Here is a 23,880-nt window from a genome sequence, read left to right on the forward strand (position 1 = left end):
GCGGCGCACAGGCGCTGCAGAACCGATCCGAAGGCCGACCACGTGTTCCTGACCATCACCACCACCGGGACCCCAGAACGCCCCGCGACCGATCTCGGCTTCCTGCTGCACAAGCATCCCGAGAAGGCCCAGACGTTCTCCACCTCCTACGGCACGGCCCACGTCCTCTACCCCGAGGCGGACGCCCAACGCTGCACGGCCGCGCTGCTGCTGGAGGTCGACGCGGTGGCGCTGGTCAGGCGCGGCAAGGGCAAGGGCCGCGGCGGCGCCCCCGACGCGGCACTCGCGCAGTACGTCAACGACCGCCCCTACGCGGCCTCCTCGCTGCTGGCCGTGGCGCTGAGCGCCGTGTTCTCCAGCGCCATGCGGGGCGTGTGCAACGCCCTGCCCGAGCGTGCGGCCCAGCCGCTGCCGCTGCGCGTCGAGGTACCCGCGCTGCCGGCCCGAGGCGGTCAGGAGCTCGTGCGCCGCCTGTTCGAGCCGCTCGGCTGGGCCGTGACCGTGGAGCCCGTGCCGCTGGACGTGCAGTTCCCCGAGTGGGGCGACTCGCGCTATGTCCGGCTCGTGCTGGAGTCGCAGGCGCTGACCCTCGCCGAGGCGCTGCGGCACCTGTACGTCCTGCTCCCCGTCCTCGACGACGCCAAGCACTACTGGGTCGCCCCCGACGAGGTCGACAAGCTGCTGCGAGCCGGTGAGGGCTGGCTGCCGGTCCACCCGGAGCAGAAGCTGATCACCAGCCGGTACCTCTCGCGCCGCTGGTCGCTGACCCGCGAGGCGATGGAGCGACTGGAACTCGTCCGCCTCGCGGAGGCCGACGACAGCGAGGTCGAGGACATCGACAACGCCGTCGAGGCGGAGACCGAGGCGGAGGAGAAGCCGACCCCGCTCGCCGTGCAGCGCCGGGACGCGATCCTCGCCGCGCTCCGGGCGTCCGGCGCCGCGCGCGTGCTCGACCTCGGCTGCGGACAGGGCCAGTTGGTGCAGGCCCTGCTCAAGGATCCGGCGTTCACCGAGATCGTGGGCGTGGACGTCTCGATGCGGGCACTCACGATCGCCGGGCGGCGGCTGAAGCTGGACCGGATGGGGGAGCGGCAGGCCGCACGCGTGAAGCTCTTCCAGTCCTCCCTCGCCTACACCGACAGCCGGCTCAAGGGCTACGACGCCGCCGTGCTGAGCGAGGTCATCGAGCACCTCGACCTGCCGCGGCTGCCCGCCCTGGAGTACGCCGTGTTCGGAGCCGCGCGCCCCCGCACGGTCCTCGTGACGACCCCGAACGTCGAGTACAACGTCCGCTGGGAGACCCTGCCCGCCGGGCACGTCCGGCACGGCGACCACCGGTTCGAGTGGACGCGCGAGGAGTTCCGCACGTGGGCGGAGGCGGTCGCCGAACGGCACGGGTACGGCGTGGAGTTCGTGCCCGTGGGACCCGACGACCCCGAGGTGGGGCCACCGACGCAAATGGCCGTGTTCGTGCGGAACGTGAACGACGAGAAGGAGGCGAAGGCAGCATGAGCCGGGCAACGAACGGGCGTGTCCTGCCCGTCACCGACCTCTCCCTCGTCGTCCTCGTCGGCGCCTCCGGCTCCGGCAAGTCCACCTTCGCGCGACGGCACTTCAAGCCCACCGAGGTGATCTCCTCCGACTTCTGCCGGGGCCTGGTCTCCGACGACGAGAACGACCAGAGCGCGACCCGGGACGCCTTCGACGTCCTGCACTACATCGCGGGCAAGCGCCTGGCCGCCGGCCGCCGTACGGTCGTCGACGCCACCAGCGTGCAGCAGGACTCCCGCCGGCAGCTGATCGAGCTGGCGCGGCAGTACGACGTGCTGCCGATAGCCATCGTGCTCGACGTCCCCGAGGAGGTGTGCGCCGAGCGCAACGCGGCCCGCACCGACCGGGCCGACATGCCGCGCCGGGTCATCCAGCGGCACATCCGCGAACTGCGCCGCTCGATCAGGCAGCTGGAGCGCGAGGGCTTCCGCAAGGTCCACGTCCTGCGCGGGGTGGAGGACGTCGAGAACGCAACGGTCGTCACAGAGAAGCGCTTCAACGACCTCACCCACCTCACCGGCCCCTTCGACATCGTCGGAGACATCCACGGCTGCGCGTCCGAACTGGAGGCACTGCTCGGCAAGCTCGGCTACGCCGACGGCGTGCACCCGGACGGCCGTACCGCCGTCTTCGTCGGCGACCTCGTCGACCGCGGCCCGGACAGCCCGGGGGTGCTGCGCCGCGTGATGTCGATGGTCAAGTCGGGCAACGCGCTGTGCGTGCCCGGCAACCACGAGAACAAGTACGGCCGCCACCTCAAGGGCCGCAAGGTCCAGCACACCCACGGACTCGCCGAGACCATCGAGCAGATGGAGACCGAGAGCGAGGAGTTCCGCGCCGAGGTGCGGGAGTTCATCGACGGCCTCGTCAGCCACTACGTCCTCGACGGCGGCCGGCTGGTGGTCTGCCACGCCGGTCTGCCGGAGAAGTACCACGGCCGTACGTCGGGGCGGGTGCGCTCGCACGCGCTGTACGGCGACACCACCGGCGAGACCGACGAGTTCGGGCTGCCCGTGCGCTACCCGTGGGCGGAGGACTACCGGGGCCGCGCGGCCGTGGTGTACGGCCACACTCCCGTGCCGGAGGCGTCCTGGCTGAACAACACCATCTGCCTGGACACCGGCGCCGTCTTCGGCGGCAAGCTGACCGCGCTGCGCTGGCCGGAGCGGGAGCTGGTCGACGTACCGGCCGAGCAGGTCTGGTACGAGCCGACGAAGCCGCTGCGGACCGAGGCGCCCGGCGGTCACGACGGCCGGCCGCTCGACCTGGCGGACGTGCACGGCCGCAGGGTCGTGGAGACCCGGCACCAGGGCCGGATCGCGATCCGCGAGGAGAACGCGGCGGCGGCCCTCGAGGTCATGAGCCGCTTCGCGGTGGACCCGCGCCTGCTGCCGTACCTCCCGCCGACCATGGCACCCACGGCCACCTCGCACGTCGAGGGCTACCTGGAGCACCCGGCGGAGGCCTTCGCGCAGTACAAGGAGGACGGCGTCGAGCGGGTCGTGTGCGAGGAGAAGCACATGGGTTCGCGGGCCGTGGCCCTGGTGTGCCGCGATGCCGAGGCGGCGCGCAAGAGGTTCGGTGTGGACGGACCCACCGGTTCGCTCTACACCCGCACCGGCCGCCCCTTCTTCGACGACGCGTCGGTGACGGAGACGATCCTCGACCGGATCCGTACGGCGGCCGGCGAGGCCGGGCTGTGGGACGAGCTGGAGACGGACTGGCTGCTGCTCGACGCCGAACTGATGCCGTGGTCGCTGAAGGCGTCGGGTCTGCTGCGCTCGCAGTACGCGGCGGTCGGCGCCGCCTCCGGGGCCGTGTTCCCCGGCGCGGTGGCCGCGCTGGAGGGCGCGGCGGCGCGTGGCGTCGACGTCTCGGACCTGCTGGCGCGCCAGCGTGAGCGGGCGTCGGACGCCGCCGCGTTCACGGAGGCGTACCGCCGCTACTGCTGGACCACGGACGGCCTGGACGGCGTACGTCTCGCCCCCTTCCAGCTCCTGGCGGTCCAGGGCCGCAGCCTCACCGGGCTCCCGCACGACGAGCAGCTCGCGCTCCTCGACCGCCTGGTGGAGCACGACGGCAGCGGTCTGCTGCAGACCACCCGGCGGCTGTACGTCGACACCGGTGACCCGGAGTCGGTGCAGGCGGGCGTCGACTGGTGGCTGGAGATGACCGGCCGCGGCGGCGAGGGCATGGTCGTCAAGCCGCTCGGCGCGATGGTGCGCAGCCCCCAGGGCCGCCTGGTGCAGCCCGGTATCAAGTGCCGGGGCCGTGAGTACCTGCGGATCATCTACGGTCCCGAGTACACGCGCCCGGACAACCTGGACCGTCTGCGCAAGCGGTTCCTCAACCACAAGCGCTCCCTCGCCGTCCGCGAGTACGCCCTGGGGCTCGAGGCCGTGGACCGGCTGGCGGAGGGAGAGCCGCTGTGGCGGGTGCACGAGGCGGTGTTCGGGGTGCTGGCGCTGGAGTCGGAGCCGGTGGACCCCCGGCTGTGACGGGCGGTGCCGGGACGGCCGTCAGGTGACGAGCCGCAGCCGCTCCCGGCACACCCCGACGCGGACCGTCTGACCCCAGGTCAGCTCCACCGCGTCGGACTCCATACCGTCCCCGAAGGCCACCAGCCGCTCGGACTCGACGGTCAGACGCAGCCGGGTCGCGGCGGCGAGTTCCCCTGCCACCAGGGACGTACCGGTGGCAGGGGAGGGCCAGGCCTCCCGGACGAACCACAGCAGGCGTTCGTCGGTGGGGGAGGGCAGCGGCAGCCGCCCTCCCCGTTCCTGCCACACCGACCGGATCCAGCCGGTCGCCCCCGTCCCGGTGCCGATCAGCACCCCGGACGAGGCCTGGGCCTCGACGACACCCCCGTCGCCCTCCAGGCCCAGGCGGTATCTGGCCGTCTGGTGACCGACGGCGCCCAGGTAGATCTCGTTGAGCGCCACCAGACGCTGTGTGTCGTCGGCGACGGCCTCGACCATGGTGAGTTCGTCGACGTCGCCCCTTCCGGATTGCGTGGACGCGAACAATCCGGCCGCGTCCGCGGGACGGTGCCGCACCAGCACGCCCGGATTGCGGCCCGGGTCGGCGTCGATGCCCAGCACCGGCTGCCCGGCGAGGTACTTGGCCACGTTCGCGACCAGGCCGTCCTGCCCGACCACGACCACCACGTCCTCCGGCCCGAACAGGAACCGGTCCAGGTCGGCCCGCTCCACCCGGGTCTGACGCCAGGTCAGCGGAATCGCGGAGGTCACCTCTGTCAGCGCCTGCCGCGCCCGGCGGTGGCGTTCGGCTACCTCCTCGATGTCCCGGCCCCGGGAGGAGAGGAAGAAGGCGGCCTGGCCGTGCGTGCCGTGCCGGGCCACCAACTCCTCGTACTCCGTGGTGCGATGGACGAGGACGACCCGCGGGGCGAGGCTCACTCCTGCTCCCGCGCGCCGAGCCGGGCGAGCAGGCCCGTCAGCACGTCCGGCGACACCGTGACGCTGTCGATCCGCGGCAGGTTCTCCGCGAGCCGCGTCCCGGTCAGTGCGTGCAGCGTCGCCACGTCCACGTCCCCGTGCACCCGCAGCCAGGCCGCCTGGGCCTTCGCCCGCGCCTCGCCGACCTCTCGCGCGCCCTCGGCCTCGGCCTTGGCCAGCCGTACCGAACGCGTGGCCTCCGCCTCCGCGAGCCGTACGGTCCGGGCGGCCTCCGCCTCGGCCCGGACCGCGTCCGCCGCCGCGTGCTCCTCGGCCTCGCGCCGCGCGTTCGTGCCGCGCTGGTCCACCAACTGCTCCTCGCGGCGGGCGAGTTCGATCTGGCTGGCCAGTTCGTTCTCGGCGATGGCCCGCTCCCGCTCGACGGCGACGGCCCGTCGCTCGTACGTCGCCCGGTCCGCCTCCTGCTGGATCTGCTCACGGGCCGGCGTGCGCAGCGCCCGCTCCACCTCCGGTTCCGGCCGCAGCGCCACGACGCGGACGGCGACCACCTCGATGCCGGTCGCGGGAAGCCGCGGCTCCCCGGCGAGGCCCTGCGCGATCCGCTCCCGTACCGCCGCCACACCGTCGACCAGCGCCGCCGACAACGGCGTACGGGACAGGACGTCCAGCGCGTGCTGCTGGGCCGTCTCCGTGAGCAGGGTGCCGAGCTGCTCCAGAGGCGCGGCGCGCCAGGCGCCGGAGTCCGGGTCGATCGAGAAGTCGAGGCGGGCGGCGGCCACGGCCGGGTCGCTGATCCGGTAGGTGACCGTCGCCTGGACGGCCACGTCCTGGAAGTCGGAGGTGCGGGCGTGGAAGGTCATCGCCAGTTCCCGGTCGTCGACCGGGACCTCGGAGATCGCGGCGGTCAGCGCGCGGAACCAGAAGCTGAGCCCGGGGCCGTCGTGCAGCAGCCGGGTGCCCCGGTGGTGCCGGATGTGCGCCGTGGGCGCGCCCCGCAGATGGCGCCAGCCCAGGCGCCGGGTGATGTCGGCCATGAGGCCCCCCTCTTTTTCGTCATGTGGACGATAATCGTCCGGACCGCTTGTCGTCAAGAGGACGAAAAGAAGAGGGTGGCAAGCAGGGGGTGAACCGGCCCCGCGATGGTCAGGATGGAGGCATGGGATTCCATGTCGACTCCGAGGCCGGGCGGCTGCGCCGCGTCATACTGCACCGGCCCGATCTCGAGCTCAAAAGGCTCACCCCCAGCAACAAGGACGCCCTGCTCTTCGACGACGTGCTGTGGGTGCGCCGGGCGCGCGCCGAGCACGACGGTTTCGCCGACGTGCTGCGGGACCGCGGGGTCATCGTCCACCTGTTCGGCGACCTGCTCACCGAGGCCCTGGAGATCCCGGCGGCCCGCGCGCTCGTCCTGGACCGGGTCTTCGACGAGAAGGAGTACGGGGTCCTCGCCACCGACCACCTCCGTGCCGCCTTCGAAAGCCTGCCGGCGCCGGAACTGGCCGAGGCCCTCGTCGGCGGCATGACCAAACGGGAGTTCCTGGAGGCGCACCTGGAGCCGACCTCCGTGCGCTTCCACGTCATGGAGCTGGACGAATTCCTCCTCGCGCCCCTGCCCAACCACCTCTTCACCCGGGACACCTCGGCCTGGATCTACGACGGCGTCTCCGTCAACGCCATGCGCTGGCCCGCCCGGCAGCGGGAGACCGTGCACTTCGAGGCGATCTACCGGCACCATCCGCTGTTCCGTGAGGAAACGTTCCACGTCTGGTCCGAGGGGCAGGCCGACTTCCCCTCCACCATCGAGGGCGGGGACGTCCTGGTGATCGGCAACGGCGCGGTGCTCATCGGCATGAGCGAGCGGACCACTCCGCAGGCCGTCGAGATGCTCGCCCACAAGCTGTTCGCCGCCGGGTCGGCACACACGATCGTGGCCCTCGACATGCCCAAGAGACGTGCGCTGATGCATCTCGACACCGTGATGACGATGGTCGACGGCGATGTCTTCACGCAGTACGCCGGGCTCGGCATGCTCCGCTCGTACACCATCGAACCGGGCACCGGCGAGAAGGAGCTCAAGGTCACCGACCACCCGCCGGAGCACATGCACCGCGCGATCGCCGCCGCCCTCGGGCTCAGCGAGATCCGGGTGCTCACCGCGACCCAGGACGTGCACGCCGCCGAACGCGAGCAGTGGGACGACGGCTGCAACGTGCTGGCGGTCGAACCGGGTGTCGTGGTGGCCTATGAACGCAACTCCACCACCAACACGCATCTGCGCAAGCAGGGCATCGAAGTGATCGAGATCCCGGGCAGCGAGCTGGGCCGGGGGAGAGGGGGGCCGCGGTGCATGAGCTGTCCGGTCGAGCGTGCGGCAGTGTAGTGCGCGGTCCGGAGACCTGTGGGTATGCGGCCGCATAGAAATGCCGATAGTCGTATAGACTTCCAGCGTCCCTGTTCACGTACTTCTGGAGCGCCCTCATGGCGACTGTCCCGAACGCCCTCGCCGGCCGCCACTTCCTCAAGGAGCTCGACCTCACCGAGCAGGAGTTCCTGGGGCTGATCGAGCTGGCCGCCGAGCTGAAGGCCGCCAAGAAGGCCGGGGTCGAGATGCAGTACCTCCGGGGCAGGAACATCGCGCTGATCTTCGAGAAGACCTCGACGCGTACACGTTGCGCGTTCGAGGTCGCCGCCGCCGACCAGGGTGCCTCCACGACGTACCTGGACCCGTCCGGCTCGCAGATCGGGCACAAGGAGTCCGTGAAGGACACCGCGCGCGTGCTCGGCCGGATGTACGACGGTATCGAATACCGCGGGGACAGCCAGGCGAAGGTGGAGGACCTGGCCGTCTACTCGGGCGTGCCCGTCTACAACGGTCTGACCGACGACTGGCACCCCACCCAGATGCTCGCCGACGTGCTCACCATGACCGAGCACTCGGACAAGCCGCTCAAGGAGATCGCCTTCGCCTACCTGGGCGACGCCCGCTTCAACATGGGCAACTCCTACCTGATCACCGGCGCGCTGCTGGGCATGGACGTCCGGATCGTCGCGCCCGAGGAGTACTGGCCGAACGACGGCGTCGTGGCGCGGGCCCGGAAGCTCGCGGAGGACAGCGGCGCCGTCATCACGCTGACCGAGGACGTCTCCGACGGTGTCCGCGGCGCCGACTTCGTCGCGACCGACGTATGGGTCTCCATGGGCGAGCCCAAGGAAATCTGGGCCGAGCGGATCGCCGCGCTCGGCCCCTACGCGGTGACCATGGACGTCCTGCGGGCCACCGGGAACCCGGACGTCAGGTTCCTGCACTGCCTGCCGGCCTTCCACGACCTCGGCACGACGGTCGGCCGCGAGATCTTCGAGCAGCACGGCCTTCAGTCGCTGGAGGTCACGGACGAGGTCTTCGAGTCGGAGCACTCGGTGGTCTTCGACGAGGCGGAGAACCGGATGCACACGATCAAGGCCGTCCTGGTGGCCACGCTCGGGCGCTAGCCGCGCGGCGGCGCCGCCGCGTGCCCCCGGGGCGTCACAGCGGGCGGCGCTGGGCCGGTACCACCGGCAGTCTGAACCACACCGCCTTGCCGGAGCCCGTCGGGCGGTGGCCGCAGGACGAGCTGAGGGTGCGGATCAGGAGCAGACCGCGGCCGTGCTCCTGCCACGGGTCGGGCTCACCGGCGGTGGGATGGGTCAGGTTGCCCGGCGGGGCGGGGTCCGGGTCGTGCACCTCGACCTGGCAGCCCGACGGCAGCAGCTCCACCACGAGCTCTATCGGGCCGCTTCCCGCGGTGTGCTCCACGGCGTTCGCGACCAGCTCCGCCGTGAGCAGCTCCGCCGTGTCGCAGTCCGCGGCATGCTCCAGCTCCGCCAGCGCCGTACGGACCAGTGCGCGTGCGACAGGCACGGCCGCGGTGGTGTGCGGCAGCGCGATACGCCATGAGGCGGAAGCGGCGGAGCGATCGTGCAAGGCGGGTCCGTTCATGAGCAGGCTGTCCTGCTTTCAACCTTATGAATGGTACGGCGCCACCCAGCGGAACCGCTCGTCGGGCGCCGTTCGGGACCTGCGGCCCCGACTGACATGCGGCTTACCCAGATGAACGGTCGGCCGCGCACGGCTGATCCCGCCGTTACGCGGGTGTCGCCGAGCCGTGACGGATGTGACGCCGCCGGGTCGAGCCACTCCGGGTATCGCGCGGTCGTGACGACGGTCAAAGTTGGGTGATAACTTCGAGGAGGAGCTCGAAGGGTAGAGCTCACTGAGCCAGTGCCCGCCGTCCGCCCGAGGAGGCCGCACGTCATGAGTCCCTTCACCGGCTCCGCCGCCCGCACCCCCGACTGGAAACACCTGCGGGTCGAGCACGCCGACGGGGTCGTCACCGTCACCCTCGCCCGCCCCGAGAAACTCAACGCGCTCACCTTCGGTGCCTACGCCGACCTGCGCGATCTGCTCGCGGAGCTGTCCCGGGAGAAGGCGGTACGGGCCCTGGTGCTGGCCGGCGAGGGCCGCGGCTTCTGCTCCGGCGGCGACGTCGACGAGATCATCGGCGCGACCCTCGCCATGGACACCGCCCAGCTCCTCGACTTCAACCGCATGACCGGACAGACCGTGCGGGCGATCCGCGAGTGCCCGTTCCCGGTGATCGCGGCCGTGCACGGGGTGGCGGCGGGCGCCGGCGCCGTACTCGCGCTCGCGGCCGACTTCCGGGTCGCCGACCCCACCGCGCGCTTCGCGTTCCTCTTCACCCGGGTCGGCCTGTCCGGCGGCGACATGGGCGCCGCGTATCTGCTGCCCAGGGTCGTCGGCCTCGGCCACGCGACCCGGCTGCTGATGCTGGGCGAACCGGTCCGGGCGCCCGAGGCCGAGCGGATCGGCCTGATCAGCGAGCTGACGGAGGAGGGCGGTGCGGACGAAGCCGCGGCGACCCTCGCCCGCCGCCTGGCCGACGGCCCGGCACTCGCCTACGCCCAGACCAAAGCGCTGCTGACGGCCGAGCTGGACATGCCGCTGGCGGCGGCCGTGGAGATGGACGCGTCGACGCAGGCCCTGCTGATGAACGGCGAGGACTACGCGGAGTTCCACGCGGCCTTCTCGGAGAAGCGCCCGCCGAAGTGGCAGGGGAGGTAGCGATGTCCTCGACCAAGGGGACTGCAGCACCCTCAGGGGCGCGGGACCGTGTTGAATCTGCGGCTACCGCCGCGCGGGCGCGACCAGCCACGGGCGACCCGCAGCCGCCGACGAACAGCGGCCACCCCCTGCGCGTCGCGATCATCGGCGGCGGACCCGGAGGGCTCTACGCGGCGGCGTTGCTCAAACGCCTCGACCCCGCCCGCGAGATCACCGTCTGGGAACGCAACGCCCCCGACGACACCTTCGGCTTCGGCGTGGTTCTCTCCGACGAGACCCTCGGCGGCATCGAACACGCCGACCCCGTGGTCTACGAGGCGATGCAGAAGGACTTCGTGCGGTGGGACGACATCGACATCGTGCACCGAGGAACCCGGCACACCTCCGGCGGCCACGGATTCGCGGCCCTGGGCAGGCGCCGCCTCCTGGAGATCCTGCACGACCGCTGTCACGAACTCGGCGTGGAACTCCGCTTCCGCGCCGACGCCCCCGACCCGGCCCGGCTCGCCGTCACACACGACCTGGTCATCGCCGCCGACGGTGTGAACAGCACCACCCGCGCGACCTACACCCATGTGTTCCGGCCCCATGTGGCCACCCACCAGTGCCGCTACATCTGGCTGGCCGCCGACTTCGCCTTCGACGCCTTCCGCTTCGAGATCGCCGAGACCGAGCACGGCGTGATGCAACTGCACGGCTACCCGTACGCGGCCGACGCCTCCACCGTGATCGTCGAGATGCGCGAAGAGGTCTGGCAGGCCGCCGGGTTCGCGGAACTCGACGAACAGGGATCCGTCGACCGCTGCGCCAAGATCTTCGCGGAGGCGCTGCGCGGACGGCCCCTGAAGTCCAACAAGTCGGCCTGGACCACCTTCCGCACGGTCGTCAACGACCACTGGTCGCACCGCAACATCGTGCTGCTCGGCGACGCCGCCCACACCGCCCACTTCTCCATCGGCTCCGGCACCAAGCTCGCCGTCGAGGACGCCCTCGCGCTCGCCGCCTGCCTCGAGGAACAGCCCGACCTCACCAGCGCGCTCGGCGCGTACGAGGAGGAGCGCAAACCGGTCGTCGCCTCCACCCAGCGGGCCGCCCGCGCCAGCCTGGAGTGGTTCGAGAACCTCGGGCTCCACCTCGGCCAGCCCTCCCTCCAGTTCGCGTTCAACCTGCTCACCCGCAGTCGCCGTGTCACCCACGACAACCTGCGCCTGCGTGACGCCGGCTTCACCGAGGCCGTCGAGCGCGACTTCGGCTGTCCCCCCGGCACACCGCCCATGTTCACCCCGTTCCGGCTGCGCGGCCTGACCCTGCGCAACCGGGTCGTCGTGTCCCCCATGGACATGTACACGGCCACGGACGGCGTCCCCGGCGACTTCCACCTGGTCCACCTCGGCTCACGCGCCCTCGGCGGCGCCGGCCTGGTGATGACCGAGATGGTGTGCGTCAGCCCCGAAGGGCGCATCACCCCCGGCTGCACCGGCCTCTACACCGGCCGGCAGGCGGACTCCTGGAAACGCATCGTCCAGTTCGTGCACGACCGGGCACCCGGCACGGCGATCGGTGTGCAACTGGGTCACAGCGGACGCAAGGGCTCGACCAAGCTGATGTGGGAGGGCATGGACGAGCCGCTGGACGACGGCAACTGGCCGCTCGTGGCCGCCTCCCCGATCCCCTACAAGCCGAACAGCCAGACCCCGCGCGAACTCAGCCGCTCCCAGCTCACCGACATCCGCGAGCAGTTCACCTCCGCCGCCTGGCGCGCCGCCCGGGCCGGCTTCGACCTGCTCGAACTGCACTGCGCGCACGGCTATCTGCTCTCCGGCTTCCTCTCCCCGCTCACCAACCGGCGCACGGACGCCTACGGCGGCTCCCTGGAGAAACGACTCCGCTTCCCGCTGGAGGTCTTCGACGCCGTCCGCAGCGTATGGCCCGAGGAACGGCCCATGACCGTCCGTATCTCCGCCACCGACTGGGCCGAGGGCGGCACCAGCGCCGAGGACGCCGTGGAGATCGCCCGCGCCTTCGCCGCGCACGGAGTCGACGCGGTCGACGTGTCGACCGGTCAGGTCGTGGCCGACGAGCGGCCTGAGTTCGGGCGGTCGTACCAGACGCCGTACGCGGACCGGATCCGCCACAGCACCGGCCTGCCGGTGATCGCGGTCGGCGCGATTTCCTCCTGGGACGACGTCAACTCCCTGATCCTGGCGGGCCGTACGGACCTGTGCGCCCTCGCCCGGCCCCACCTCTACGACCCGCACTGGACCCTGCACGCGGCGGCCGAGCAGGGCTACGACGGTCCGGGTGTCGTCTGGCCGGCGCAGTACCGGGCGGGCAGCCGCCGACCGCAGACCGGACGCACGGACGCCCCCAAGCCTCGGCTGACGCTGGGGACTTGAGGGCTGTACGGCTCGTGGGTTCCTGAGGCTGTGGCTTCGTGGGTTCCTGGGGTGATGGGCTCGTGGGCTCGTGGGGTCGTGGGCTCGTGGGTTCGAGGGCTCGCGGGCTCGTGGGTTCGAGGGCTTGTTGTGCCCGTGTGGTCCGTCGGTGTGTGCGGCTCGGTTTGCCTGTGCGGCTCGGTCGGCCCGTGCGGTCGTGCGGTCGTGCGGTACCGGGTGTTTACAGCTCGACCATGCCCGCGGTCAGCGTCGTGCCGTCCGCCGGGTCGATGAGCAGGAACGCGCCCGTGCTCCGCGAGGTGGCGTAGTCATCCACTGCCAGCGGCCCGGCCGTGCGCAGGCTGATCCGGCCGAGGTCGTTCGCGGTCAGTTCGGCGGCGCCCGCCAGGTCCTTGACGACCGCCTGCACGGTCCGTGTGGTGTGCCGCACGAGCACGCGGTCCCCGACCCTCAGCGGCCGGTCGGTCAGATGGCAGACCGCGGCCCGCACCTCCTGCGTGAGCGCCGGGACGTCGACGCCCGCGGTGATCATGTCGCCGCGCGAGACGTCCCGCTCGTCGGCGAGACGCACACTGATCGACTGCGGCGCACGGGCCAGCGCGACGCCCGTGCCGAGCACGTCGATGCCGGTGATCTCGGACGTCGCGCCGGACGGATGGACGGTCACCCGGTCGCCGACCCGTAGCGCTCCGGACGCCAACTGACCTGCGTAGTACCGGACATCGCCGTGCCGTATGACGTACTGGACGGGGAAGCGGGCGGGCGCGTCCGCCGGGTCGGCGCCGACCGGGACGTTCTCCAGGAACTCCAGGAGCGCCGGGCCGGTGTACCAGTCCATGTGGGCCGAGCGTTTTACGACGTTGTCGCCGGCCAGCGCCGAGACGGGGATCGGGGTGAAGCCGGGCAGATCCAGCTCGGCCGCGTGGCCCGCGAAGTCCTCGACGATCCGGTCGAACTCCTTCTCCGCGTAACCCACCAGGTCCATCTTGTTGACGGCGAGGACCACGTGGGGGACCCGGAGGAGGGCGGCGATGGCGGCGTGGCGGCGGGTCTGTTCGACGACGCCGTTGCGGGCGTCGACGAGGATCACCGTGAGTTCGGCGGTGGAGGCGCCGGTGACCATGTTGCGGGTGTACTGCACGTGGCCCGGGGTGTCGGCGAGGATGAACCGGCGTCGGGGTGTGGCGAAGTAGCGGTAGGCCACGTCGATGGTGATGCCCTGCTCGCGTTCGGCCCGCAGGCCGTCGGTGAGCAGCGCGAGGTCCGGGGCGTCCTGCCCGCGCGAGGCGGACGCGCGCTCCACTGCCTCCAGCTGGTCGACGAGGACCGACTTGGAGTCGTGCAGGAGGCGGCCGACGAGCGTGGACTTGCCGTCGTCGACGGAGCCGGCGGTGGCGAACCGCAGCAGGGTCGTCTCGGAGAGTTCCGTGGTCGTGCTCATGCTTAGAAGTACCCCTCGCGCTTACGGTCTTCCATCGCGGCCTCGGACATCTTGTCGTCGGCGCGGGTCGCGCCGCGCTCGGTGAGCCGGGAGGCGGTGATCTCTGCGATCACCTTGTCGATCGTGTCGGCGGCGGAGTCGACCGCGCCGGTGCAGGACATGTCGCCGACCGTGCGATAGCGGACCTGCCGCTTCTCGACGACCTCATGCTCGCGGGGGCCGCCCCACTCGCCGGCGGTCAGCCACATGTCGCCGCGGCGGAACACCTCACGCTGATGGGCGTAGTAGATGTTCGGCAGCTCTATGTGCTCGCGGGCGATGTACTGCCACACGTCCAGTTCGGTCCAGTTGGAGAGGGGGAACACGCGGACGTGTTCGCCGGGGGCGTGGCGGCCGTTGTACAGGTTCCACAGTTCGGGGCGCTGCCGGCGGGGGTCCCACTGGGAGAACTCGTCCCGGAGGCTGAAGACGCGTTCCTTGGCGCGTGCCTTCTCCTCGTCGCGGCGTCCGCCGCCGAAGACGGCGTCGAACTTCTCGCTCTGGATCTTCTCGGTGAGGGGGAGGGTCTGGAGGGGGTTGCGGGTGCCGTCGGGGCGTTCGCGCAGTACACCGCGGTCGATGTAGTCCTGTACGGAGGCCACATGGAGGCGCAGTCCATGTGCGGCCACCACACGGTCGCGGTAGTCGAGGACCTCGGGGAAGTTGTGCCCGGTGTCGACGTGCAGCAGCGAGAAGGGGATCGCCGCGGGGGCGAACGCCTTCAGCGCCAGGTGCAGCATGACGATGGAGTCCTTGCCGCCGGAGAACAGGATCACCGGCCGCTCGAACTCGCCCGCCACCTCGCGGAAGATGTGCACCGCCTCGGACTCCAACGCGTCCAGATGCGAGAGAACGGACCGCGTCACACCAGCCCCCGCTCCGCCAGCACGGCATACACGGCGTCGGTCGACTCCTGCGGCGACTGGAGCTGTGTGGCGAGGACGAGCGTGGGATCCACGGGCGGCTCGTACGGGTCGTCGACTCCCGTGAGCCCGCTCAGCCGGCCCGCGGCCTGCCGGGCGTACAGCCCCTTCACGTCCCGCTCGCTGCACACCTCGACCGGGGTCGCCACATGCACCTCGATGTACGGCGTCCCGCTCGCGTCGTGCCGCTTGCGGACGGCCTCGCGGCTGTCGGCGTACGGCGCGATGACCGGCACGACGGACAGCACACCGTTGCGCGCGAGGACCTCCGTGACCAGGCCGATGCGCTGCACGTTGGTGTTGCGGTCCTCCCGTGAGAAGCCCAGGCCGGCGGAGAGGAAGCGCCGGATCTCGTCGCCGTCGAGGACCTCCACGCGGTGCCCCTCGGTCTTCAGACGGTCTCCGAGCAGCCGGGCGATCGTGGTCTTGCCCGCGCTCGGCAGCCCCGTCAGCCAGACCGTGGCTCCCCGGGTTCTTGGCGTGGTGGTCATGCGCAACAGTCCTCATCTCTTACCTGCGGAACACCCGATGGACGCTAGGTAAGAAAGTTGAGAGGAGACGCAGAGGAACCTGAGGGTTCCGTTAGTGGCGCACGGTGCACCGGGGATCACAGACCGGCGTACGTCGCTCCCGCGTCCCGCAGGCGCTCGTGCAGTCCCCGGAAGACGGCCGCCGAGCGCGCGCCCGGCCAGTCCTCGGGCAGCAGCCGGGCGGGCAGCCCGGGGTCGGTGTAGGGGAGGTGGCGCCAGGAGTCCAGGGCGAGGAGGTAGTCGCGGTAGGCCTCCTCGGGCGGGGTGTCGTCCCGCCGCTCCCAGCCGTGCAGCACGGGCGCGTGCCGGTCGAGGAACGCGTCGTGCTCCTTGGCGATCGCGGCGAGGTCCCACCAGCGGGCGACGGCCTCGGCGGTCGGCGTGAAGCCGAGGTGCTCGCCGCGGAAGAAGTCGACGTACTCGTCCAGGCGTAGTCGCTGCAGGGTGTGCCGGGCCTCCTCGTGGAGCCGCGCCGGCGCGATCCACACCCCCGGCGCCGCCGTCCCGAAGCCCAGGCCGGCCAGCCGGGAGCGCAGTACGTGCCGCTTCTGCCGCTCCGACTCCGGGACCGAGAACACCGCGAGCACCCAGCCCTTGTCCTCCGGCGGCGCGGCGGAGTAGATACGGCGGTCGCCGTCGTCGAGCAACTGCCGGGCGTCCGGCGACAGTTCGTATCCGGCCGCGCCCAGCGCCGTACGGGCCGGCAGCAGCAGTCCGCGCCGCTTCAGCCGGGACACCGACGAGCGTACGGACGGGGCGTCCACGCCGACCGCGGCCAGCAGTCTGATCAGCTCCGCGACCGGCACGGGGCCGGGCATGTGGCGGCCGTAGGCGCCGTAGAGCGTGACAATCAGAGACCGCGGTGCATGCTGGTCGGACACGTTGATCATCTTAGGTCGTACGGATCACTGCCGGTCACCCCGTGGGTCGACGCCGTCGCGCAGCCGGAACCGCTGGAGCTTTCCGGTCGCCGTGCGCGGCAGCGCGTCCAGGAAGACGATCTCACGCGGTGACTTGTACGGCGCCAACTCCGCCTTCACGAAAGCACGCAGAGCCTCGGCGTCCGCTCGCGCACCCTCTCTGAGCACGGCGTACGCCACCACGATCTGACCGCGCGCCTCGTCGGGCCGGCCCACCACCGCCGTCTCCAGGACGTCCGGGTGGCGCAGCAGGGCCTCCTCGACCTCCGGGCCCGCGATGTTGTAACCGGCCGAGATGATCATGTCGTCCGCGCGGGCGACATAGCGGAAGTAGCCGTCACTCTCCCGGACGTAGGTGTCGCCGGTGACGTTCCAGCCGTGGCGCACGTACTCGCGTTGCCGGGGGTCGGCGAGGTAGCGGCAGCCGACGGGGCCGCGCACGGCCAGCAGCCCCGGCTCCCCGTCGGGCAGGTCCTGCCCCTCGTCGTCGACCACACGCGCGTGCCAGCCGGGGACCGGAACGCCCGTCGTCCCGGGCCGGATGTGCTCGTCGGCGGCGGAGATGAAGATGTGCAGCAGCTCGGTGGCACCGATGCCGTTGATGATGCGCAGCCCGGTCCGCTCGTGCCAGGCCCGCCAGGTCGCGGCGGGCAGGTTCTCGCCCGCCGAGACACAGCGCCGCAGGGAGGAGATGTCGTTCGAGTCGAGTGCGTCGAGCATCGCTCGGTAGGCCGTCGGGGCCGTGAACAGCACCGACACCCGGTGTTCCGCGATCGCGGGCAACAACTGCTTGGGACCGGCCTGTTCGAGAAGCAGGGCGCTGGCGCCGGCCCGCATCGGGAAGACGACGAGCCCGCCTAGCCCGAACGTGAAACCGAGCGGGGGACTGCCGGCGAAGACATCGCCCACATGTGGTCGCAGCACATGTTCCGAGAAGGTGTCGGCTATCGCGAGCAGGTCCCGGTGGAAGTGCATACAGCCCTTGGGCCGTCCGGTGGTCCCGGAGGTGAAGGCGATGAGCGCGACGTCGTCGGACGCGGTGTCGGCGGCCGGGTACGGCGTGTCGGGTGCCGGGCGGCGCAGCAGGTCGTCGGGGGCGTCGCCGCCGTACGTCGTGATGCGCAGGTCGGGTATCTCGGCCTTGGCGAGGTCGTCCACGGTCCGGATGTCGCACAGCGCGTGCCGCACCTGGGCGATCTCGCACATGGTCCGCAGCTCGTGCGGGCGCTGCTGGGCCAGCACGGTGACGGCGACCGCGCCCGCCTTCAGCACCGCCAGCCAGCAGGCGGCCAGCCAGGGTGTGGTCGGGCCGCGCAGCAGGACCCGATTGCCCGGGACGACACCGAGATCACCTGTGAGCACATGGGCGAGCCGGTCCACCCGGGCCCGCAGTGTGCCGTACGTCCATGTGTCGCCGGACGGGGTGTGGAACACGGGCCGCTCGTCGTCGGGGCCGTCGAGCAGTTCGGCCGCGGCGTTGAGCCGTTCGGGGTAGTGCAGCCCCGGCAGGTCGAAGCGGAGCTCGGGCCACTGGTCGGGCGGTGGCAGATGCTCGCGGGCGAAGCTGTCGACGTGGGCGGAGCGGTGCAGACCGGCCATGGCGGTTCGCCCCCTTGCCTTGTGGGCTGCCTTACGGGCGTCGTGCTTGTGGGCGTCGTGGTGGGCTCGCAGAGGGAGCGTATCGTGTTGGTGACGACAGTCAATGGGGCGCGATATCGTCGAGGGGACCCGGTCGACAAGGTCCGCCGAGTGGGTCCGTCCCGGACGGCTCCCAGGGAGGTCGGCAATGCCCGCATTCTCACTCGATCCGTCACAGACCGCCTGGTGTGCCGAACTGCGTGACCTGGCCGCCGAACGGCTGCGCCCGCTCGCGGACAAGGGCGAGGAAGGGCACGTCAACCGGCCCCTGGTCGCCGAACTCGGGCGGCTGGGACTGCTGGAGCGGCTCTTCACCTCCGGCGCGTTCGACCTGTGCCTCATGCGCGAGTCCCTCGCCTACGCCTGCACGGAGGCCGAGACCGCGCTCGCCCTCCAGGGACTGGGCGCGCATCCCGTCCACGCCCACGGCACGCGGGCCCAGCGGGAGCGCTGGCTGCCCCCGGTGGCCGAGGGAAGCGCGGTCGCGGCCTTCGCGCTCAGCGAGCCGGGAGCGGGCTCGGACGCGGCGGCACTGGAACTGCGCGCGGAGCGGGATGCCGCGGGACGGGATGCCGTGGAGCCGGATGCCGCGGGGCGGGGTGTCGCGGGGCGGGATGCGGCAGGACCGTCTGCCGTAGGGCCGGCTGACGGAGGGCCCGCTGCCGCAGGACCGTCTGCCGTACAGCCGCCTGACGGAGGGTCGGCCGCCGCAGGACCGTCTGCCGTGGAGCCGGGTGGCGGAGGGTCGGCTGCGGCCGGGCTGTCCGCGGCCGGGCCCGGGCAGGCGCCGGTCGCCGAGTCCGACGGCTCCGCCCGCTGGCGGCTGACCGGTGAGAAGTGCTGGATCTCCAACGCCCCCGAGGCCGACTTCTACACCGTCTTCGCCCGCACCACCCCCGGCGCCGGCGCCCGCGGCGTCACCGCCTTCCTGGTCCCCGCAGACCGCCCCGGCCTCACCGGCAGCGGCCTCGACATGCTCTCCCCGCACCCCATCGGCAGCCTCGTCCTCGACGCCGTCCCCGTCACCGCCGAGGACGTGCTCGGCGAGCCCGACCGGGGCTTCCGGGTCGCGATGGGGACCCTCAACCTCTTCCGGCCCAGCGTCGGCGCCTTCGCCGTCGGCATGGCGCAGGCCGCGCTGGACGCGACCCTCGCCCACACGGCCGGACGGGACGCGTTCGGGGGCAAGTTGAGGGACCTGCAGACCGTCGCCCACCAGGTCGCCGAGATGGCCCTGCGCACCGAGGCGGCCCGCCTCATGGTGTACGCGGCGGCCACGGCGTACGACGAGAAGGCCCCCGACGTGCCGGGGCGCGCGGCGATGGCGAAGCTGCTCGCGACGGAGACCGCGCAGTATGTCGTCGACTCGGCGGTCCAGTTGCACGGGGCCCGCGCCCTGCGCCACGGCCATCTGCTCGAACACCTCTACCGCGAGGTGCGCGCACCGCGTATCTACGAGGGCGCCAGTGAGGTGCAACGCGGCATCATCGCCAAGGAGTTGTACGCGACCATGGAGGCCGGCCAGTGAGTACCGAGCGCATCGACCCGCCCGAGCTCTCCCCGCCCACCGGCTTCTCCCACGCGGTCGTCGCCACCGGCTCCCGCGTCGTCTTCCTGGCCGGGCAGACCGCGCTCGACTCCGACGGCAAGGTGGTCGGGGAGACACTGCCGGAACAGTTCGAGCGGGCGCTCGGCAATCTGCTGACCGCACTGGCGGCGGCCGGCGGGACACCGGCCGACCTCGCCCGGGTCACCGTCTACGCCACGGACGTGGCGGCCTATCGCACCCATGCCGCCGAACTCGGGCGTGTGTGGCGCCGGTTGGCGGGCCGGAACTTTCCGGCGATGGCGGTCGTCGGGGTAGTGCGCCTGTGGGACGAACAGGCGATGGTGGAACTCGACGGCTTCGCCGTACTGCCCTAGGACTTCGCGGCGTCGCCGTCAGGGTCGGCCGTGCTGTCCCGGAGCCCGGCCGAGTGGTCGCGGGACTCGGCCGTACCGCCGTCAGGATCGGCCGTACCGTTGTGCGTTCGGCTCACGCAGCCATCGCGAGGCGCTCGGCCGGCACCCGGTGCGGGGCGATCACACGGCCGTCCGGCAACAGCTCGCCGCTGTCGTCGAACACGATGGCGCCATCGCACAGCAGGCTCCACCCCTGCTCGGGGTGTGCGGCCACCACATGAGTGCTGTGGTCGTCGGAGGAGGAAGGGCACGAAGGCTGGTGTGAACACATGGCGCACCTCCACATAGGGCGGACGAGCCGTGTGGGTCGTCCATATGGGTAGACCATGCTCCTGCCGCGAACTCATCGGAACGGCCCGCTGTGAACCGTGACAACACGCGGACAACTCTCTGACCGATCCACGAAGGTCGGGGCGGACTCGCCACCGAAGGAGTGACGATCACGCCCCCGGGCGCACCCGCCGGGTACGAGTGGAAGGCCCCACTCCGCCCACCGGGAGGTCATCCCATGCCCCTGCGTCCCGCTCTCGCCACCGCCGTCGGCGCCGCGCTCTTCCTGCTGGTCGCCGCACCCTCGGCGCCCGCCGACTCCGACAGGACCACCGAGGCCGAGGAGACCGTGACCGAGTCCGTGACCGTCGACGGCCCGGCCCGGCTGGCCGCGGACGGCAACGTCACCGTCTCCGGCACCTACCGCTGCGTCGACAGCAAGGGACCGACGTTCGTGAGCGCCTCCATCGGCCAGCGGTCCTCCAGCGGCCGGTACGCCATCGGCGGCACGGTCGCCGAGTGCGACGGCAAGAAGCACCGCTGGGAGAACAAGAGCAAGCCCGCCGCGTCCACCCTCAAGCACGGCAAGGCCGATGTCGAGGCCACCATCGTGGAACTGCGCCCCACCGAGGGCCTGGGCGGTCTGCCGCTGCCCCACTTCCACGCGCTGCTGAAGAAGAACGTCGCCCTGTCGAAGGCGTGACGGCGGCCCACCGCGTCGTCACCGGCCGCGCTGCTCCCCGCCGTACGGGCCATTCACCCGCGCGTCGCGCACATGGCGGACACCACGCGCCGCGCCCTTCCCGACCGGAAGGGCGCGGCGCGTGGTGCGTGCGGTTCAGGACCCGGCCCGGGCACGGGTGGCCAGGTCCAGCGCGATGTCCGTGAGCATGTCCTCCTGCCCGCCGACCATCCGCCTGCGCCCCGCCTCGACGAGGAGGGCGCGGGTGTCGAGGCCGTGGCGGGCGGCGGCCGCCTCGGCGTGGCGCAGGAAGCTGGAGTAGACCCCCGCGTAGCCGAGGGTGAGGGTCTCGCGGTCCACTCTGACCTCACGGTCCTGCAAGGGCCGTACGAGATCGTCGGCCGCGTCCATGAGGGGGAACAGATCACACATGTGGTCCCACCCCATGAGGTCGGCGACGGCTATGAACGCTTCCAGGGGGCAGTTGCCCGCGCCCGCGCCCTGCCCGGCCAGTGAGGCGTCCACCCGTACCGCGCCGCTCTCGACGGCGACGACGGTGTTGGCCACTCCTAGGCCGAGGTTGTGGTGGGCGTGGATGCCGAGTTCGGTGTCCGGGTCGAGGGCATCGCGGTAGGCGCGGAAGCGGTCGCGGACGCCGTCCATGGTGAGACGGCCGCCGGAGTCGGTGACGTAGACGCAGTGGGCACCGTACGACTCCATCAGTTGGGCCTGACGGCCCAGCTCCGCGGGTTCGGCCATGTGGGACATCATCAGGAACCCGGCGACGTCCATACCCAACTCCCGCGCTGCGGCTATGTGCTGGGCGGCTATGTCGGCCTCGGTGCAGTGCGTGGCCACGCGTACCGAGCGGATGCCCAGGCTGTGTGCCTGCCGCAGGTCGTGCAGGGTGCCGATGCCCGGCAGCAGCAAGGTCGTGGGCACGGCCTGCCGTGTGGCGTCGACGACGGACTCGATCCACTCCCAGTCGGTGTGGGCGCCGACGCCGTAGTTGATGCTGGAGCCGGACAGGCCGTCGCCGTGGGCGACCTCGATCGCGGCCACGCCGGCGGCGTCGAGCGCGGCGGCGATGGCGCGGGCCTGGGCAAGGGTGTAGCGGTGCCGGACGGCGTGCATGCCGTCCCGCAGGGTCACGTCCTGCACGTACAGACGGGTCATGGGGCCGCCACCTCCGGGGCGCTGGGGGTTCCCCCGCTCGACCGGAGCCGGGAGTGGGGGAGGGCGGCCATGCGTTCCGCGGTGCGCAGCGCGGCCGACGTCATGATGTCGAGGTTCCCGGCGTACGCCGGCAGGTAGTGCCCCGCGCCCTCGACCTCCAGCAGGACGGTGACCTTCAGGGCCTCGCCCGCGCCCGGCGCGAGCGCGCGAAGGGGGTCGTCGGACCGCACCCGCTCGAACTGCACCCGCTGCTTGAGCCGGTAGCCGGGGACGTACTCCCGCACCCGTCCGACCATCTCCTCGACCGAAGCGGTGACCGCCTCGGTGGCGCAGTCGGAGACCAGGCAGTGCACGGTGTCCCGCATGATCAGCGGAGGGTCGGCCGGGTTGAGGACGATGACCGCCTTGCCGCGGGTGGCGCCGCCGACCCGTTCGACGGCGGCGGACGTCGTCTCGGTGAACTCGTCGATGTTGGCGCGGGTGCCGGGGCCTGCGGAACGGGAGGCGAGGGACGCCACGATCTCGGCGTAGTGGACCGGGGTCACGGCGTTCACCGCGGCGACGACCGGGATGGTGGCCTGGCCGCCGCAGGTGACCATGTTGACGTTCGGGGCGTCGAGATGGGCGTCGCCGTTGACCGGCGGGACGACGTACGGGCCGAGGGCGGCCGGGGTGAGGTCGACCAGGGTGCGGCCGAGCGGGCGCAGCACCGCGTCGTGACGGCGGTGGGCGCGGGCCGAGGTCGCGTCGAAGACGATCTCCACGTCGGCGAACTCGGCCAGTGCGACGAGCCCTTCGACGCCGTCGTGGGTCGTGGCGACCTTCAGCCGGCGGGCGCGGGCGAGGCCGTCGGAGGCCGGGTCGATCCCGGCCATGGCCACGAGGTCCAGCGACTCCGACAGCCGCAGGATCTTGATCATGAGGTCGGTTCCTATGTTGCCGGAACCCATGACGGCGACCTTGGTGCTCACAGCGTGGCTCCTTCCTTGGCGAAGCCGACCCGCACAGAGCCCAGCCCCGAGACATGTGCCTCGAACACATCCCCCGGTGCTGCGGGCGCCATCGGGCCGAGCGCGCCGGTCAGCACCAGGTCGCCCGCGCGCAGCGGATCGCCCCGTTCGGCGAGCGTGGAGGCCAGCCACACCGCCGCGTTGAGGGGGCCGCCGAGACAGTCCGCGCCCGTGCCCTCGGAGACGGTCTCGCCGCCCCGCGTCATGGCCATCGACACCGTCCGCAGGTCGAGGGCGGTCAGCGGTACGGGGGTCGCGCCCAGGACGTACAGGCCGCAGGAGGCGTTGTCCGCGACCGTGTCGAGCAGGGAGATGTCCCAGCCCCGCACCCGGCTGTCGACGATCTCCAGTGCGGGCAGTGCGAAGTCGGCGGCCCGCAGCACGTCGACGACCGTGCACGCGCGGTGCGGCAGATCCCGTCCGAGCACGAGCGCCACCTCGGCCTCCACCTTGGGCTGGAGCAGCCGCCCGACCGCCACCTCACCCCCGTCCGGCACGGCCATGTCCGCGAACAGCGCCCCGAAGTCCGGCTGATCCACGCCGAGTTGGCGCTGTACGGCCACGGAGGTCAGGCCGATCTTGCGGCCCACGACACGGCGGCCGGCGTCCAGTGCGCGCCGGACGCCCAGCTGCTGCACGGCGTACGCCGCCTCCAGGTCGCCACCGCCCTCGAACAGCCCACGTACCGGAGGGCACGGGGCCCCGGTGCGGGCGGCCTCCGCGAGCAGATCGGCGGCCTTGACGACGGCGGGCGGGGTGACGCCCGGCGGGAGGTGGCCGTCGGCAGGTGGTATCGGCATGGGG

21 protein-coding genes are annotated in these 23,880 nt (G+C 71.8%); 9 read left to right on the forward strand and 12 right to left on the reverse strand.

Going from position 1 to position 23,880, the window contains the following annotated elements:
• Positions 1 to 42: 42 nt before the first annotated feature.
• Positions 43 to 1,512, forward strand: a complete 1,470-nt coding sequence (locus tag ACGFW6_RS16240) for a 3' terminal RNA ribose 2'-O-methyltransferase Hen1 (protein ID WP_393509223.1) — start codon at positions 43 to 45, stop codon at positions 1,510 to 1,512.
• On the forward strand, positions 1,509 to 4,049 hold the full coding sequence (locus ACGFW6_RS16245) for a polynucleotide kinase-phosphatase (RefSeq protein ID WP_393509226.1): 2,541 nt from the start codon (positions 1,509 to 1,511) through the stop codon (positions 4,047 to 4,049). Before ACGFW6_RS16240 ends, ACGFW6_RS16245 begins: the two co-directional genes overlap by 4 nt.
• A gap of 21 nt (positions 4,050 to 4,070) precedes the next feature.
• Here the strand turns inward: ACGFW6_RS16245 and ACGFW6_RS16250 are convergent, their stop codons facing one another.
• Positions 4,071 to 4,970 (reverse strand): hypothetical protein, encoded by a 900-nt coding sequence (locus ACGFW6_RS16250; protein ID WP_393509229.1) that lies wholly within the window; start codon positions 4,968 to 4,970, stop codon positions 4,071 to 4,073.
• Positions 4,967 to 6,004, reverse strand: a complete 1,038-nt coding sequence (locus ACGFW6_RS16255) for an SPFH domain-containing protein (protein ID WP_393509232.1) — start codon at positions 6,002 to 6,004, stop codon at positions 4,967 to 4,969. The genes ACGFW6_RS16250 and ACGFW6_RS16255 overlap by 4 nt, the downstream gene beginning before the upstream one ends.
• Before the next feature lie 122 nt (positions 6,005 to 6,126).
• Here ACGFW6_RS16255 and ACGFW6_RS16260 point away from each other — a divergent pair, with 122 nt between their 5' ends.
• Complete coding sequence (locus tag ACGFW6_RS16260) at positions 6,127 to 7,350, forward strand: arginine deiminase (RefSeq protein ID WP_393509235.1); 1,224 nt, start codon at positions 6,127 to 6,129, stop codon at positions 7,348 to 7,350.
• A gap of 98 nt (positions 7,351 to 7,448) precedes the next feature.
• Entirely contained in the window at positions 7,449 to 8,459 is a 1,011-nt protein-coding gene (argF, locus tag ACGFW6_RS16265) for an ornithine carbamoyltransferase (RefSeq protein ID WP_393509238.1), read from the forward strand.
• Between the two features lie 34 nt (positions 8,460 to 8,493).
• Here the strand turns inward: argF and ACGFW6_RS16270 are convergent, their stop codons facing one another.
• Positions 8,494 to 8,946 (reverse strand): ATP-binding protein, encoded by a 453-nt coding sequence (locus tag ACGFW6_RS16270; protein WP_393509241.1) that lies wholly within the window; start codon positions 8,944 to 8,946, stop codon positions 8,494 to 8,496.
• Positions 8,947 to 9,261: 315 nt separating this feature from the next.
• On the opposite strand from ACGFW6_RS16270, the gene ACGFW6_RS16275 reads away from it, so the two are divergent.
• Positions 9,262 to 10,089 carry an enoyl-CoA hydratase family protein gene (locus ACGFW6_RS16275; RefSeq protein WP_393509244.1) on the forward strand — a complete coding sequence of 276 codons (828 nt, stop codon included), beginning with the start codon at positions 9,262 to 9,264 and terminating at the stop codon, positions 10,087 to 10,089.
• Between the two features lie 2 nt (positions 10,090 to 10,091).
• Entirely contained in the window at positions 10,092 to 12,485 is a 2,394-nt protein-coding gene (locus tag ACGFW6_RS16280) for a bifunctional salicylyl-CoA 5-hydroxylase/oxidoreductase (protein WP_393509247.1), read from the forward strand.
• Positions 12,486 to 12,705: 220 nt separating this feature from the next.
• Here ACGFW6_RS16280 and ACGFW6_RS16285 read toward each other — a convergent pair whose 3' ends face one another.
• The 5 genes from ACGFW6_RS16285 to ACGFW6_RS16305 all read right to left on the reverse strand — a co-directional run bounded on the left by ACGFW6_RS16285 (position 12,706) and on the right by ACGFW6_RS16305 (position 17,937).
• The gene (locus ACGFW6_RS16285; RefSeq protein ID WP_393509250.1) at positions 12,706 to 13,926 is read right to left on the reverse strand and encodes a sulfate adenylyltransferase subunit 1; all 1,221 of its coding nucleotides are present in this window, start codon (positions 13,924 to 13,926) and stop codon (positions 12,706 to 12,708) included.
• A gap of 2 nt (positions 13,927 to 13,928) precedes the next feature.
• Positions 13,929 to 14,831 carry a sulfate adenylyltransferase subunit CysD gene (cysD, locus tag ACGFW6_RS16290; RefSeq protein ID WP_393509253.1) on the reverse strand — a complete coding sequence of 301 codons (903 nt, stop codon included), beginning with the start codon at positions 14,829 to 14,831 and terminating at the stop codon, positions 13,929 to 13,931.
• Positions 14,828 to 15,379, reverse strand: coding sequence for an adenylyl-sulfate kinase (gene cysC / locus ACGFW6_RS16295; RefSeq protein WP_393509256.1), 552 nt, complete (start codon positions 15,377 to 15,379; stop codon positions 14,828 to 14,830). The genes cysD and cysC overlap by 4 nt, the downstream gene beginning before the upstream one ends.
• Positions 15,380 to 15,495: 116 nt before the next feature.
• Positions 15,496 to 16,308 (reverse strand): PaaX family transcriptional regulator C-terminal domain-containing protein, encoded by an 813-nt coding sequence (locus tag ACGFW6_RS16300; protein WP_393509259.1) that lies wholly within the window; start codon positions 16,306 to 16,308, stop codon positions 15,496 to 15,498.
• 15 nt (positions 16,309 to 16,323) lie between these two features.
• Positions 16,324 to 17,937 carry an AMP-binding protein gene (locus ACGFW6_RS16305; RefSeq protein WP_393509262.1) on the reverse strand — a complete coding sequence of 538 codons (1,614 nt, stop codon included), beginning with the start codon at positions 17,935 to 17,937 and terminating at the stop codon, positions 16,324 to 16,326.
• Positions 17,938 to 18,124: 187 nt separating this feature from the next.
• Here ACGFW6_RS16305 and ACGFW6_RS16310 point away from each other — a divergent pair, with 187 nt between their 5' ends.
• The gene (locus ACGFW6_RS16310; protein ID WP_393509264.1) at positions 18,125 to 19,504 is read left to right on the forward strand and encodes an acyl-CoA dehydrogenase family protein; all 1,380 of its coding nucleotides are present in this window, start codon (positions 18,125 to 18,127) and stop codon (positions 19,502 to 19,504) included.
• Positions 19,501 to 19,899 (forward strand): RidA family protein, encoded by a 399-nt coding sequence (locus ACGFW6_RS16315; protein WP_393509267.1) that lies wholly within the window; start codon positions 19,501 to 19,503, stop codon positions 19,897 to 19,899. The genes ACGFW6_RS16310 and ACGFW6_RS16315 overlap by 4 nt, the downstream gene beginning before the upstream one ends.
• Positions 19,900 to 20,011: 112 nt before the next feature.
• On the opposite strand, the gene ACGFW6_RS16320 is transcribed toward ACGFW6_RS16315, so the two are convergent.
• Positions 20,012 to 20,209, reverse strand: a complete 198-nt coding sequence (locus ACGFW6_RS16320; RefSeq protein ID WP_393509270.1) for a DUF5999 family protein — start codon at positions 20,207 to 20,209, stop codon at positions 20,012 to 20,014.
• Positions 20,210 to 20,446: 237 nt separating this feature from the next.
• On the opposite strand from ACGFW6_RS16320, the gene ACGFW6_RS16325 reads away from it, so the two are divergent.
• Positions 20,447 to 20,911, forward strand: a complete 465-nt coding sequence (locus ACGFW6_RS16325; protein WP_393509273.1) for a DUF6299 family protein — start codon at positions 20,447 to 20,449, stop codon at positions 20,909 to 20,911.
• A gap of 135 nt (positions 20,912 to 21,046) precedes the next feature.
• Here the strand turns inward: ACGFW6_RS16325 and dmpG are convergent, their stop codons facing one another.
• Genes dmpG through ACGFW6_RS16340 form a run of 3 tightly spaced genes read right to left on the reverse strand, consistent with a single transcriptional unit; the run spans position 21,047 to position 23,876 of the window.
• Complete coding sequence (gene dmpG / locus ACGFW6_RS16330) at positions 21,047 to 22,066, reverse strand: 4-hydroxy-2-oxovalerate aldolase (protein ID WP_393509276.1); 1,020 nt, start codon at positions 22,064 to 22,066, stop codon at positions 21,047 to 21,049.
• Positions 22,063 to 23,037, reverse strand: coding sequence for an acetaldehyde dehydrogenase (acetylating) (locus ACGFW6_RS16335; RefSeq protein WP_393509279.1), 975 nt, complete (start codon positions 23,035 to 23,037; stop codon positions 22,063 to 22,065). The genes dmpG and ACGFW6_RS16335 overlap by 4 nt, the downstream gene beginning before the upstream one ends.
• Positions 23,034 to 23,876 (reverse strand): 2-keto-4-pentenoate hydratase, encoded by an 843-nt coding sequence (locus tag ACGFW6_RS16340; protein ID WP_393509282.1) that lies wholly within the window; start codon positions 23,874 to 23,876, stop codon positions 23,034 to 23,036. Before ACGFW6_RS16340 ends, ACGFW6_RS16335 begins: the two co-directional genes overlap by 4 nt.
• Positions 23,877 to 23,880: the final 4 nt, after the last annotated feature.

The sequence above is a fragment of the Streptomyces sp. Y7 genome (assembly GCF_043195415.1).
Classification (GTDB): domain Bacteria; phylum Actinomycetota; class Actinomycetes; order Streptomycetales; family Streptomycetaceae; genus Streptomyces.

What these genes read in the sequence shown, in the direction of transcription:
- ACGFW6_RS16245 (WP_393509226.1), top strand. Translation starts at nt 1,509, where the DNA reads ATGAGCCGGGCAACGAACGGGCGTGTCCTGCCCGTCACCGACCTCTCC.
- ACGFW6_RS16255 (WP_393509232.1), bottom strand. Translation starts at nt 6,004, where the DNA reads ATGGCCGACATCACCCGGCGCCTGGGCTGGCGCCATCTGCGGGGCGCG.
- ACGFW6_RS16260 (WP_393509235.1), top strand. Translation starts at nt 6,127, where the DNA reads ATGGGATTCCATGTCGACTCCGAGGCCGGGCGGCTGCGCCGCGTCATA.
- argF (WP_393509238.1), top strand. Translation starts at nt 7,449, where the DNA reads ATGGCGACTGTCCCGAACGCCCTCGCCGGCCGCCACTTCCTCAAGGAG.
- ACGFW6_RS16270 (WP_393509241.1), bottom strand. Translation starts at nt 8,946, where the DNA reads ATGAACGGACCCGCCTTGCACGATCGCTCCGCCGCTTCCGCCTCATGG.
- ACGFW6_RS16275 (WP_393509244.1), top strand. Translation starts at nt 9,262, where the DNA reads ATGAGTCCCTTCACCGGCTCCGCCGCCCGCACCCCCGACTGGAAACAC.
- ACGFW6_RS16280 (WP_393509247.1), top strand. Translation starts at nt 10,092, where the DNA reads ATGTCCTCGACCAAGGGGACTGCAGCACCCTCAGGGGCGCGGGACCGT.
- ACGFW6_RS16285 (WP_393509250.1), bottom strand. Translation starts at nt 13,926, where the DNA reads ATGAGCACGACCACGGAACTCTCCGAGACGACCCTGCTGCGGTTCGCC.
- cysC (WP_393509256.1), bottom strand. Translation starts at nt 15,379, where the DNA reads ATGACCACCACGCCAAGAACCCGGGGAGCCACGGTCTGGCTGACGGGG.
- ACGFW6_RS16300 (WP_393509259.1), bottom strand. Translation starts at nt 16,308, where the DNA reads ATGATCAACGTGTCCGACCAGCATGCACCGCGGTCTCTGATTGTCACG.
- ACGFW6_RS16305 (WP_393509262.1), bottom strand. Translation starts at nt 17,937, where the DNA reads ATGGCCGGTCTGCACCGCTCCGCCCACGTCGACAGCTTCGCCCGCGAG.
- ACGFW6_RS16310 (WP_393509264.1), top strand. Translation starts at nt 18,125, where the DNA reads ATGCCCGCATTCTCACTCGATCCGTCACAGACCGCCTGGTGTGCCGAA.
- ACGFW6_RS16320 (WP_393509270.1), bottom strand. Translation starts at nt 20,209, where the DNA reads ATGTGTTCACACCAGCCTTCGTGCCCTTCCTCCTCCGACGACCACAGC.
- ACGFW6_RS16325 (WP_393509273.1), top strand. Translation starts at nt 20,447, where the DNA reads ATGCCCCTGCGTCCCGCTCTCGCCACCGCCGTCGGCGCCGCGCTCTTC.
- dmpG (WP_393509276.1), bottom strand. Translation starts at nt 22,066, where the DNA reads ATGACCCGTCTGTACGTGCAGGACGTGACCCTGCGGGACGGCATGCAC.
- ACGFW6_RS16340 (WP_393509282.1), bottom strand. Translation starts at nt 23,876, where the DNA reads ATGCCGATACCACCTGCCGACGGCCACCTCCCGCCGGGCGTCACCCCG.